This is a genomic window from Bradyrhizobium sp. MI1.7, from assembly GCF_055811795.1.
Window position 1 is genome coordinate 1 of the sequence record NZ_JBVVPO010000292.1, and the last position, 266, is coordinate 266.

Genomic DNA, 266 nt, shown 5'->3' on the forward strand with positions numbered 1-266 from the left:
GTAAAGAAGATGTTCAAATCAATATCCTCGAAATCCGCAGACCAGAATTGGATGCAACGATTGTAGGAGATACGATTGCTCGCCAAATCGAAAACCGCATCAACTTTAAACGTGCTACTAAAATGGCTATTGCCTCTACCTTGCGTATGGGTGCAGAAGGTATTAAAGTGAAATTAAGCGGTCGTTTAGGTGGTGCTGAAATTGCCCGTAGCGAAGAATTCAAACCAGGCCGCACGCCATTACATACTTTCCGTATGGATATTGAT

At 42.9% G+C, this 266-nt stretch carries 1 protein-coding gene; it reads left to right on the forward strand.

The genetic code is table 11. The annotated features are described in order from the left end of the window. Nucleotides 1-266: 30S ribosomal protein S3 (gene rpsC, locus AC0L3X_RS47565; protein WP_473317674.1), on the forward strand; the 266-nt coding region annotated here is incomplete at both ends.